Raw genomic sequence first — 11,997 nt, forward strand, 5'->3', positions numbered from 1 at the left:
CTAAATTTCTCGATCCTCACGACATATGTCCAGCGGTCGGCGGGCATAGACGAAGCTCACCAACAGCAACTTTTCGTCGCAAGGCGCTCTAGTCTCATGTAAAATAAGTTTTGCGTTACTCACAAAGCTAACATACCGCAGAAGCAAGTCACGCAAAAAACTGCTGGGACATAACCCGGTGCCGGCCGAAGTTGGCTACGCCAACCGCTTTCCCGCACGCGCGCCTAAAATGGCCAGCTTTCAGCTGTCCATTTTAAGCGCGGAAATAAACGCTTCCTGCGGGATATCCACCTTGCCGAACTGCCGCATCTTCTTCTTACCGGCCTTCTGCTTGTCCAGCAGCTTGCGTTTGCGGGACGCATCGCCGCCGTAGCATTTGGCGGTGACGTCCTTGCGTAGGGCGGACAGGGTTTCGCGGGCGATGACCTTGCCGCCAATGGCGGCCTGAATCGGGATCTTGAACATGTGGCGGGGGATCAGGTCCTTGAGCTTTTCAACCATGGCGCGGCCCCGCATTTCGGCCCGGTCACGGTGGACCATCATGGACAGCGCATCGACGGGTTCGTCGTTCACCAGCACGCTCATCTTGACCAGATTGTCCTGCTGATACCCCGTCAGCTGGTAGTCAAAGGAGGCGTAGCCCTTTGTCACCGATTTCAGGCGGTCGTAGAAATCGAACACCACCTCGTTCAGGGGCAGGTCATAGACCGTCATGGCGCGCGACCCGGCATAGGTCAGTTCCATCTGCACGCCGCGGCGGTCCTGACACAGCTTCAGCACGTCGCCCAGATATTCGTCGGGCACAAGGATCGTCGCCTTGATCCGCGGTTCCTGAATGTGGTCGACCAGCGTCAGGTCGGGCATGTCGGCGGGGTTGTGCAGATCGACCTGCGTGCCGTCTTTCATATAGACGTGGTAGACGACAGAGGGCGCGGTCGTGATCAGGTCGATGTTGTATTCACGTTCGATCCGGTCGCGGATCACTTCGAGGTGCAGCAACCCGAGGAAGCCGCAGCGAAACCCAAAACCGAGCGCGGCAGAGGTTTCCATTTCATAGCTGAAGGACGCGTCGTTCAGGGCCAGTTTGTCGATGGCGTTGCGCAAATCCTCGAATTCGGCGGAATCGACCGGGAACAGGCCGCAGAACACCACCGGTTGCGACGGCTTGAAGCCGGGCAGCGGTTTGTCGGCGCCCTTGCGTTCGGTGGTGATCGTGTCACCGACGCGGGTGTCGCGCACTTCTTTGATCTGGGCGGTGAAAAACCCGATTTCGCCGGGGCCCAGTTCGTCGACGGGCAGCATGCCGGGCTTGAACACGCCAAGCCGGTCGATCAGATGCAGCGTGCCATTCTGCATGAAACGCACGCGTTCCTTGACCTTCATCACGCCGTCGATGATGCGGACCAGCACCACGACGCCCAGATAGCTGTCATACCAGCTGTCGACCAGCATCGCCTTGAGCGGGGCATCGCGGTCGCCCTTGGGGGCGGGCAGACGGGTCACGATGGCTTCGAGCGTTTCCTTGATGCCGACACCGGTTTTGGCGCTGACGCGGATCGCCTGCGATGCGTCGATGCCGATCACGTCTTCGATCTGTTCGGCGACGCGGTCGCATTCGGATGCGGGCAGGTCGATCTTGTTCAGCACGGGCACGATTTCGTGATCTGCGTCAATCGCGTGATAGACGTTGGCCAGCGTCTGCGCCTCGACGCCCTGGGTGCTGTCGACCACCAGCAATGATCCTTCGACGGCGCGCATGGACCGGCTGACCTCGTAGGCGAAATCGACGTGACCGGGGGTGTCGATCAGGTTCAGCACATAGGTTTCGCCGTCGTCCGCCTTGTAATCAATACGCACGGTCTGCGCCTTGATTGTGATGCCGCGCTCACGCTCGATATCCATGGAATCAAGCATTTGTGCTTTCATGTCGCGGTCGGCCACGGTGCCGGTCGACTGGATCAGGCGGTCGGCCAGCGTCGATTTGCCATGGTCGATATGCGCCACGATAGAGAAATTGCGGATACGGGACAGATCGGTCATCGGGACATGCTTTCCGGCAAATTCGGGTTACGTGTCAATGCCGTCATGCACCCGCTTTTGCAAGAGGACACGCCGCCGCGGCTGCACCCCAAAAACCACGCCTGTGATGCGTCAGTGCACCCGATCCGGCATTGCCACGCACGGGCTGTGCTGGCATAGTTGAGTCAGGCAGTGGGCGATGACACCGGAAAACCGGGCGCGTCCGGGTAAATTGACAGGCAGCACCATGAAATTTTTGTTTCTGGCCGTGACGGTCCTTGTTTTGAACTCCTGTGGTTTCGGCGTGCGTGGTGAATTGGGCAAGGCCTGCATGGCCTCTGGCCGGTCGGCGGCGAATTCGGCCTTGTGTTCCTGCGTGCAGCAGACCGCCAACCAGAATCTATCGGGACGCGACCAGAAACTGGCCGCGACGTTCTTTGACGAACCGCAAAAGGCGCAGGATATCCGCCAGTCCGACAGATCCGCAGACGAAGCGTTCTGGGCCCGCTACAAATCATTTACAGATCGCGCCCAGCGCCAGTGCCGCTAGATCGCGGCCATCGGCTGGCGGTCCAGCCGTGTTCTGGCTAGACAGGTGGCACAAGGCCGGGGCGCCCGCATCCGGCCACCACAGGGGGACGCGATGACCGACATTGCCGCCATGGCCAAGGCTGTCCGCACCGGTGACCGCAGGGCGCTGGCCCGTGCGATCACGCTGGTCGAAAGCGGCAAAGCCGATCATCGCGATCAGGCGCTTGCGCTGCTGGATGCCGTGGGTTCAGATCGGCAGGCGTTGCGGATCGGGATGTCCGGCACCCCCGGCGTCGGCAAATCCACATTCATCGAAAGCTTTGGCTTGATGCTGACCGCGCAGGACATGCGTGTCGCGGTGCTGGCGGTCGATCCGTCATCAGCCCGGTCGGGTGGGTCCATTCTGGGCGACAAGACGCGTATGGATCATCTTAGCCGCGATCCGCGCGCGTTCATCCGCCCCTCGCCCAGCCAGACGCATCTGGGCGGGGTCGCGCGGCGCACCCGCGAAGCGATCCGCCTGTGCGAAGCGGCAGGCTTTGACGTGGTGCTGGTGGAAACGGTGGGCGTTGGTCAATCCGAAACCGTCGTTGCCCTGATGACCGACCTGTTCGTGTTGCTGCTGGCCCCAGCGGGCGGGGACGAATTGCAAGGTGTGAAGCGCGGCATCATGGAAATCGCGGACTTGGTGCTGGTGAACAAGGCCGACGGCGATTTGCGCGCACAGGCCAGCCGGACCTGCGCCGATTATGCGGGCGCGTTGCGCCTGATGCGGCGGCGCGAGGGTGACCCCGACGGATATCCAAAGGCGATGACCGTCTCTGCGCTGGACCACAGCGGGCTGGACCAGGCATGGACCGACATGCAGACGCTGGCCGCGTGGCGGCGCGATACGGGCCATTGGGACGCCGTGCGGGCACGTCAAGCGCGTCATTGGTTCCAAGAGGAGCTGCGCGCCGAAATGATGGCCTTGCTGACCAACGACGCGACCCTGCGCAGCCGGCTGGCCGACCTGGAGAACGACGTCGCACAAGGGCGTATGACCCCGGCGGCAGCGGCCCGTGCAGCGCTGGCGCCGCTGGACCGCGGATGATTGTCACGCGGCGGTTCGACGGCGCCTACCTGCGCGCCGATCTGGTCAGCGCAGGGCATCGCCGACTGGTCGTGTCGTTCGACTGGCGGGTGATTGGCCGCAGCGGGTTCACCGACATGACCCCAAACCCGCGCTTTCTGGCGGCGGGCTATGACCAGTTGATGATCGGCACGGCGGCGAACGATTGGTTCGTCAACGCCGATACCCGCGCCCTGGAAACCGCACTGGCCCCGGTGGCACAGGATTATGATCAGGTGCTTGGCATCGGGTTTTCGATGGGCGGCTATGGCGCTGTGCGGTTCAGCCGGAAACTGCGGATCAACCGGATCGTCGCCGTGTCGCCGCAAGTCTCGATCAGCCACATCCATGCCCCGTTCGAATGGCGCTACCGCGAAGAAGCGGTTGGTTTCGATGCGGCCCTTGGCGATCTGACAACCACCGCCGATCCTGCATTGGCCGGGCATATCCTGCTGGATGACCTGAACGCCGCCGATCTGGCCCACGGCAAGGCTTTGCAACGGCTGTGTCCGCGCTTGCGGCTGGTCCGCCTGACGGGTGGCGGGCACCCCGCCGTCGGTGTGCTGCGCGAAGCAAAGCGTGCCGGACGCGTCCAGGGGCTGCTGCTGGACCCTGACGCGGGGCTGCGGCCCTTGCTGGACGACCACCGTGCCGGACGCGGCGGGCAACAGGATTACTGGTCCCGTCTGGCGCGCGGATTGGATCGCAACCACCCGGTCTGTGCGGCAAAAGCGCGTGAACGGACGCGCTGACACGCGGCGGCCAGCCTCTCGGGGGTTGACGCGAAATCCGATTCACCGTAGGCGCTGCAAACTGAATTCACGCCCTCGTCCCGCGCGGGCCAAATGTCCATCCGGCCACCCCTGCGTGGCCTCCATGTCAGGCCTGCGGCGCACCGCGACGCACGGACCGAAGAAGAAGAAGGAACACGCCCATGTCGCGCCGTTGCGATCTGACCGGAAAAGGCCCGATGTCGGGCAACAACGTATCCCACGCGAACAACCGCACGCGTCGTCGGTTCCTGCCGAACCTGCAGGACGTGACTTTGATGTCCGACACCTTGGGCCGGACATTCAAGTTCCGCGTGTCCAACGCAGCCCTGCGCACCGTTGATCACCGCGGCGGTCTGGACGCGTTCATGGCAAAAGCGAAAGAGGCAGAATTGTCTGCCGAGGCGCTGAAAGTCAAAAAAGAGATCGCAAAAGCAACGGCATAAGCCTTGCCCCGCGCATCTGACGATATGGCCCGGTTGGTTTCCAGCCGGGCTTTTCGCGTAAAGCCACCGAAAATATCGGACACCGCCGGTATTTTTGCTGAAATGCAGTGCGGTCATGACTGATCTGCCTATTGATCTTGTGCTGCCTGACGTTGTGGCGGCCTTGCGCACGACGGGCCGCGTCGTGCTTCAGGCCCCGCCCGGCGCGGGCAAGACGACCCGCGTGCCGCTGGCGCTGTTGCAGGCCGATTTGACCGCAGGGTTGATCGTGATGCTGGAACCCCGGCGTCTGGCCGTGCGCGCCGCCGCCGACCGACTGGCAGCACAACTGGGCGAACAGGTCGGCACGCGTGTCGGCTACCGCATGCGCGGCGAATCCAGCGTCGGTCCGGACTGTCGCATCCTTGTCGTGACCGAAGGCATTCTGACCCGCATGGTGCAGGATGATCCGGAATTGACGGGCGTCGGCGCCGTCATCTTTGACGAATTCCACGAACGCTCGCTTCAGGCCGATCTGGGGCTTGCATTCGTATGGGAAATCAAGACCGCGCTGCGTCCTGACCTGTCGCTGATCGTGATGTCCGCGACGCTGGACGCAGCCCCGGTCGCCGCGATGCTGGACGACGCACCCGTCGTCACGGCACAGGGCCGCGCCTATCCCGTCGATATCCGCTATCTGGACCGGTCGCTTGGGCCACGTGTGCGCCTGACACATGCCGTCGCCGATCTGGTTGCCCGGATCGTCCCGGACACGGACGGCGGGGTGTTGGTCTTTTTGCCCGGTGCAGGTGAAATCCGACAGGTCGCTGCCGCCCTGAACGGACGGTTGCCGCCAGATTGCGACATCCGGCCACTTTACGGCGCATTGCCGTTTGCCGCACAGCGCGCCGCGATCGCGCCCGTCACCTCGGGCCGCAAGATCGTGCTGTCGACGGCCATTGCGGAAACATCGCTGACAATCGAGGATATCCGCGTCGTCGTGGACGCAGGACAGGCCCGGCGTGCGCGGTTCGATCCCGGATCAGGCATGTCTCGGCTGGTGACCGAACGGGTATCGCGCGCCGAAGCCGACCAGCGCGCGGGTCGCGCGGGCCGTGTGGCCGCAGGCACCGCCTATCGGCTGTGGACGGCTGGTGAACACGGCGCGCTGCCCGGCTTTGCCCCCCCCGAAATCGCCGCTGCCGACCTGACCGGTCTGGCACTGGATCTGGCGCAATGGGGCAGCGAAGATTTGTCGTTCCTGACCCCGCCCCCCACCACCGCGCTGGCAGAGGCGCGCGCCCTGCTGCGCGATCTGGGCGCGCTGGATGCACAGGACCGGATCACGTCACACGGGCGCGCGCTGGCCGCCCTGCCCCTGCATCCACGGCTGGGTCACATGCTGGCCACCGCCGGGACGGCCGCAGCCACGCTTGCAGCACTTTTGGATACGCGCGATCCGCTGCGCGGGGCGGGCACCGATCTGTCGCTGCGTTTGACGGCGCTGCAAGGTGGGTCTGTGCCGGGCACCGCCGACCGCGCGGCACTGGCACAGATCAAGGCAGAGGCGAAACGCCTGACGCGCACCGTGCCGCAGGGCGCGCGTCTTGGTGCCGCGCAGATGGCCGCACTGGCCTATCCCGACCGTATCGCGCTGCGCCGCCCGGGGGATGATCCGCGCTACCTGTTGTCCGGCGGCAAGGGTGCGATGCTGGACGCTGCCGATCCTTTGGCGGGTCAACGGTTGCTGGTGGTGACGGACACCGACGGCAACCCGCGCGAAGCAGGGATCTGGCAGGCCATCCCGATTGCCGAAGCGGAGCTGCGCGCCGTGCTGGGGGACCGGATCGCGTGGCATCGGGTCTGCGCATGGTCCCGCCGCGATCGTCGTGTCGTCGCGCGCGAACACGAACAACTGGGCGCCATCGTGCTGGATGATCGCCGTTGGGATGACGCGCCGCAGGACGCGACCGCCCGCGCGATGCTGGACGGGGTGCGCCACCTGGGCCTGCGTCCCAGCCCTGCTGCGCAGCGGTTCCGCGCCCGTGTCGCACTGGTCCGTGCCGGTGGCGTGGACCTGCCGGATCTGTCGGACGACGCCCTGATGGACACGCTGGACGACTGGCTGCTACCGCATCTGGGTCAGGTCAGGTCCGCACAAGACTGGGCGCAGTTCGATCTGCTGGACCCGTGGCGCGCGATGCTGGACTGGGATCAATTGCAGGCACTGGACCGGGCCGCACCGCCTGTTTTTACCACGCCGCTGGGACGGCGGATTCCGATCGATTACGACAGCGAGGTGCCCGAAATCACCCTGCGGATTCAGGAAATGTTTGGCCAGACCGTGCATCCAACGGTTGGGCGCACACCGCTACGCGTCACGTTGTTGTCACCGGGACACAAGCCGGTTCAGACCACGCAGGATCTGCCGGGGTTCTGGGAAACATCCTATGCTGACGTGCGCCGGGACATGCGCGGACGCTACCCACGTCACCCTTGGCCAGAAGACCCCCGCGCCGCTGATCCGACCCTGCGCGCGAAACCCCGCAAGCATTAATTGAATTTTTTCGCGCAAAACTATATGGTTGAATGCAAGCAATAAGAAAAGCAGCAGAGTTATCATCGTCATGACCGCGAAAATGGATTTTATCGGGGCAGATCCTGTCACTTCGGAATTGAGCCCAGTGGTGCAGGTCGCTGCGCTGTGTCACCGCAAAGGCAAGAAGGGCCGCGAAGTCCTGCTTGTCACATCCTCTCGTGGGCGGTGGATCTTGCCAAAGGGCTGGCCAATCGACGGCCTGACCGATGCCGAAGCCGCGATGCAGGAAGCCTGGGAAGAAGGCGGCGTGCGCAAGGGACAGGTCACAAGCAAGCCGGTGGCGAAATTCAACGGCAGCAAACGGTTCAGCGACGGCCGCCAAGTACCGGCCCGCGTGAAGGTTTACGGCATCCGGGTCAGCGAAATGTCCCGTAAATATCCCGAACGTCAGCGTCGTGACCGCCAGTGGGTCAGTCTGTCAAAGGCGGCCAAACTTCTGAGTGACAAGGGATTTCGCAAGGCCATCAAGGCACTGTAGTCACCCAGCTTGCAGGCAATAGCGCATGATCGCCTTTTGCGCGTGTAGCCTGTTTTCAGCCTCGTCGAAAATGACCGAATGCGGACCGTCCATGACGCTTGATGTCACCTCGTCATCGCGGTGGGCCGGCAGGCAATGCATGAATAGCGCGTCAGGATTGGCTTGCGCCATCAGCGCATCGTTGACCTGATAGCCGCGCAACTGGTTGTGCCGCCGTTCCCGCGCCGATTGCGGATCGTGCATGCTGACCCACGTATCCGTCACCACCAGATCCGCCCCCTGCACCGCCCGGGCCGGATCACGTTCGATCGTATAAAGCCCGTTCAGGGCAGGTTCTGGGTCCAACGGTGCCGGTCCGGTGAAGACCAGATCAAAATCGAATTGCTTGGCCGCATGGGCAAAACTGGCAAAGACGTTGTTGCCGTCACCCGACCAGACCACGCGCTTGCCCTTGATCGGGCCACGGTGTTCTTCGAAGGTCATGATGTCGGCCATGATCTGGCAGGGGTGTGTGCGGTTGGTCAGCCCGTTGATAACCGGAACCGTGGCGTATTCAGCCATTTCCAGCAACGTCGCTTCTTCAAAGGTGCGGATCATGATCAGATCGACATAGCGTGACAGCACACGGGCGGTGTCCGCGATGGTTTCGCCGTGGCCCAGTTGCATATCGGCGCCCGACAGCACCATGGTCTGCCCGCCCATCTGGCGCACGCCCACGTCAAACGACACCCGCGTGCGCGTCGACGGCTTTTCAAAGATCAGCGCGACCATGTGATCCTTGAGCGGTAGTTCCACGTCAGGCTGGCCCTTTGGGTGGCCGTTGCGGGCCTGCTTGATGCGGATCGCGTCGTCGATGATGGTCCGCAGATCAGCGGCAGGTGTCAGATGCAGGTCTAGGAAATGGGTCATGGTCGGTTCCTTGGCGGGCGAGGTCCGGGGGTTTCACACCCCCGCACCCCCGTGGAGTATTTCGGGCAAGATGATGATCACAGGCTGGCGGCGGCGGCGTCCAGCCGATCAACGGCCTGGGCGATTTCGTCGTCGGTGATGGTCAGCGGCGGCAAAAGTCGGACCACGTTGTCGGCAGCGGGCACCGTCAAAAGGTGCTGCGCATAACCCGCCTGCACAATATCGGCATTGCTGACCTTGCATTTCAGGCCAAGCATCAGGCCAGCGCCGCGCACGCTGTCAAAGACATCCGGATGCGATGCAACCAGACCTTCTAGCTTTTGTCGCAGCAGGCCCGCCTTGCGGTTGACCTCTGCCAGAAAGCTATGGTCGGTGATGATCTGCATCACGGCGTTGCCCACGGCACAGCCCAGCGGGTTGCCGCCATAGGTGGACCCATGCGTGCCCGCCGTCATGCCCGATGCGGCCATTTCAGTCGCCAGAACGGCACCCAGCGGAAAGCCGCCGCCGATGCCTTTGGCAACCATCATGATATCGGGCGCGATCCCGGCCCATTCATGTGCGAAAAGTTTGCCCGTACGCCCGACGCCGCATTGGACCTCGTCAAATATCAACAGCAGACCGTGGGCGTCGGCCAGATCGCGCAGACCTTTCAGGCATTGGTCAGGGACCGGACGTATGCCGCCTTCGCCCTGCACTGGTTCGATCAGGATGGCGCAGGCGGTGGGCGATGCCGCCGCATCCGTCAGTCCGTCGTGATCACCGAAATTCATATGGACAAAGCCGGGTAACAGCGGGCCGAACCCCTTTGTCATTTTTTCCGAACCGGCGGCGGCGATCCCGGCGGACGACCGCCCGTGGAAGCTGCCGGAAAATGTGATGATGTCGGTGCGGTCGGGCTGGCCCGCGTCGTGGAAATACTTGCGCGCCATCTTGACTGCCAGTTCGCAGGCTTCGGTCCCGGAATTGGTAAAGAATACGGTATCGGCAAAGGTCGCAGCCACCAGCCGGTCGGCCAGTTCCTGCTGCGCGGGGATGTGATACAAGTTCGAGGTATGCCACAGCATCTGCGCCTGTGCGGTCAACGCCGCCACCAACGCGGGATGGGCATGCCCCAGCGCATTGACCGCGATCCCGGCACCAAGGTCCAGATAACGGGTTCCGTCCTGTGCAATCAGCCAGCTGCCTTCGCCTTTTTCAAAGGCCATGGGCGCGCGGTTATAGGTCGGCAAAACGGATGGGATCATCAGATCGCTCCTGTCAAACAACAAGCCCGTGTGATGCCGAAGCGGCGCGGGCGGGTCAACGATTTTTAGGTGTGGCAGACGTGCGGGATCGACAGACGGTGTCAGCGTCGGCGTCGGATCGGGGATGTGGCGCACATGTTCATACGCCTTTGCTACCCTTTGACTGACGCAACGGCAAGACTGTTCATGCCTTCAGCCTGTAGCCGCGATCCAGCCAGCGCCAGACCAGCCCCAGCACAAACGCATTCGACACCAGCACGATCACCAGCCCCAACCACGGGGAACTGTCAGACACGCCGATCATGCCGTAGCGCACCCCGTCGATGATATAAAAGAACGGGTTCGCGTGCGATGCAGCCTGCAGGGGACCGGGCAGTGCTTCGATGCTGTAGAACGTGCCGGACAGGAACGACAGCGGCGTCACCAGAAAGTTGGAAATGGCTGACAACTGGTCGAATTTATTGGCGAAGATACCGGCGATCATGCCCAGCCCCCCCATGAACAACGAACCCAGCGTCACAAAGGTCAGCACCCATGGGATGTTCTGGATCGCGACCCCCAGAAAAATCCACGACCCCAATGCGATGACAAAGGCGACGATCAACCCGCGTGCCACAGCGCCCGAAAGATAGCCGATCAGCAATTCCAGTGCCGACAGCGGCGGCATGAGCGTATCGACGATGTTGCCGCCGACCTTGGCCGATGCAAGGCTGGATGACGTATTGGCAAACGCGTTCTGGATGACGGTCATGATCAGGATGCCCGGTGCCAGAAAGGTCATGAACGGCACGCCCATGACGTCGCCGCGCTGCGGCCCGATCGCGATGGTGAAGATCATCAGCAACAGGCCGGCGTTGATCAGCGGGGCCATGACCGTCTGTGACCAGACATTCATGAACCGCCGCACCTCTCTGCCGGCAAGGGTAAGGGTGCCTTGCTTGTTCCAGCGCCCGAAACGGCGCACGCCCATCTGGGTGGGTCGTGTGGTGGTGGTCATCGCGATCTCCTTGGTCAATGCGCCAGACATAACCGACCCAGCCGGATTGGCCAGAGCAGCACAGCACTGCGATTTGCAGTGCGGCTGCGGTTGTATCCGCCGCTGGCATGCTTAGAATAGGGAACGACCCGATTTTGACGCAGGTCGGGGCTTTGATCCCCCCTGCCCCGAGTGAAGTAAGGAAAACCGATGTCCTGGACTGACGAACGTGTCGACACGCTGAAACGGATGTGGGGCGAAGGCCAGTCTGCCAGCGTGATCGCCAAAGAGCTGGGCGGTGTGACCCGTAACGCCGTGATCGGCAAGGTGCATCGCCTTGGCCTGTCAAACCGTGCCGGAACCGCCGCTGCGGCCCCCGCAGACGAACCCGAAACCCCCGTCGCGCCCGAACCGGTCGAAGCCGCACCGATCAAGCCCGAAATGATGACCACATCGGCGGCCCCGCCTGCCAAGGTCAAAAAAGCTGTCGATGAGGACGAAGCCGAAGAACTGGACGAAAACGGCATCCCGATCAGTGCAGCGCGGCGCGCGATTATTCCCGCAGGTCAGCCCCTGCCGCCGCAGCCCAGCGCCAATGAAATCAGCCCCGAAGCACTGGCCAAAGTGAACGAGGTTGAAAAATCCGCCCGCAAGATCGGTTTGATGGACCTGACCGAAAAGACCTGTAAATGGCCGGTCGGTGATCCCGCGACCCCGGATTTCTGGTTCTGCGGATTGCCGTCGCAAGCTGGCAAACCCTATTGTGAAGCGCATGTCGGGGTTGCGTTTCAGCCGATGTCATCACGGCGCGACCGTCGCCGCTAGACTGGTTGACCGGCGAATATGATGCAGAATGGACGCCGCACCCGATGATATGGGCGCGGCGTTTTGCTTAGCAACGTCATTTGTTGTGGCGATTATTACACGACTTT

At 62.7% G+C, this 11,997-nt stretch carries 11 protein-coding genes; 7 read left to right on the forward strand and 4 right to left on the reverse strand.

Annotated features, from left to right (window positions below):
• Nucleotides 1-240 precede the first annotated feature (240 nt).
• Nucleotides 241-2,040: a translation elongation factor 4 gene (lepA, locus tag GZH79_RS16955; protein WP_211644926.1), complete on the reverse strand. Its 1,800-nt coding sequence runs from the start codon at nucleotides 2,038-2,040 to the stop codon at nucleotides 241-243.
• 226 nt (nucleotides 2,041-2,266) lie between these two features.
• On the opposite strand from lepA, the gene GZH79_RS16960 reads away from it, so the two are divergent.
• The 6 genes from GZH79_RS16960 (at nucleotide 2,267) to GZH79_RS16985 (ending at nucleotide 7,933) form a co-directional block, all read left to right on the forward strand.
• Nucleotides 2,267-2,569: an arginine transporter gene (locus GZH79_RS16960; RefSeq protein ID WP_211644927.1), complete on the forward strand. Its 303-nt coding sequence runs from the start codon at nucleotides 2,267-2,269 to the stop codon at nucleotides 2,567-2,569.
• 93 nt (nucleotides 2,570-2,662) lie between these two features.
• Nucleotides 2,663-3,643, forward strand: a complete 981-nt coding sequence (gene meaB, locus GZH79_RS16965) for a methylmalonyl Co-A mutase-associated GTPase MeaB (protein WP_211644928.1) — start codon at nucleotides 2,663-2,665, stop codon at nucleotides 3,641-3,643.
• Entirely contained in the window at nucleotides 3,640-4,413 is a 774-nt protein-coding gene (locus tag GZH79_RS16970) for an alpha/beta hydrolase (RefSeq protein ID WP_211644929.1), read from the forward strand. Before meaB ends, GZH79_RS16970 begins: the two co-directional genes overlap by 4 nt.
• Nucleotides 4,414-4,595: 182 nt before the next feature.
• Nucleotides 4,596-4,877, forward strand: a complete 282-nt coding sequence (gene rpmB, locus GZH79_RS16975; protein WP_211644930.1) for a 50S ribosomal protein L28 — start codon at nucleotides 4,596-4,598, stop codon at nucleotides 4,875-4,877.
• 115 nt (nucleotides 4,878-4,992) lie between these two features.
• Nucleotides 4,993-7,413 carry an ATP-dependent helicase HrpB gene (gene hrpB, locus GZH79_RS16980; RefSeq protein ID WP_211644931.1) on the forward strand — a complete coding sequence of 807 codons (2,421 nt, stop codon included), beginning with the start codon at nucleotides 4,993-4,995 and terminating at the stop codon, nucleotides 7,411-7,413.
• A 70-nt stretch (nucleotides 7,414-7,483) separates the two neighbouring features.
• Entirely contained in the window at nucleotides 7,484-7,933 is a 450-nt protein-coding gene (locus tag GZH79_RS16985) for an NUDIX hydrolase (RefSeq protein ID WP_211644932.1), read from the forward strand.
• On the opposite strand, the gene argF is transcribed toward GZH79_RS16985, so the two are convergent.
• The 3 genes from argF to GZH79_RS17000 form a co-directional block, all read right to left on the reverse strand.
• Nucleotides 7,934-8,842 carry an ornithine carbamoyltransferase gene (argF, locus tag GZH79_RS16990; RefSeq protein WP_211644933.1) on the reverse strand — a complete coding sequence of 303 codons (909 nt, stop codon included), beginning with the start codon at nucleotides 8,840-8,842 and terminating at the stop codon, nucleotides 7,934-7,936.
• Nucleotides 8,843-8,919: 77 nt separating this feature from the next.
• Nucleotides 8,920-10,089 (reverse strand): aspartate aminotransferase family protein, encoded by a 1,170-nt coding sequence (locus GZH79_RS16995; RefSeq protein ID WP_211644934.1) that lies wholly within the window; start codon nucleotides 10,087-10,089, stop codon nucleotides 8,920-8,922.
• A 184-nt stretch (nucleotides 10,090-10,273) separates the two neighbouring features.
• Nucleotides 10,274-11,086: an ABC transporter permease gene (locus GZH79_RS17000; RefSeq protein ID WP_249219244.1), complete on the reverse strand. Its 813-nt coding sequence runs from the start codon at nucleotides 11,084-11,086 to the stop codon at nucleotides 10,274-10,276.
• A gap of 189 nt (nucleotides 11,087-11,275) precedes the next feature.
• Here GZH79_RS17000 and GZH79_RS17005 point away from each other — a divergent pair, with 189 nt between their 5' ends.
• A complete protein-coding gene (locus GZH79_RS17005) occupies nucleotides 11,276-11,890 on the forward strand; it encodes a GcrA family cell cycle regulator (RefSeq protein WP_211644935.1) in 615 nt (204 codons plus the stop codon).
• Nucleotides 11,891-11,997: the final 107 nt, after the last annotated feature.

This window comes from Loktanella sp. SALINAS62 (assembly GCF_018263905.1).
In the GTDB taxonomy this organism is placed as follows: Bacteria; Pseudomonadota; Alphaproteobacteria; order Rhodobacterales; family Rhodobacteraceae; genus Loktanella.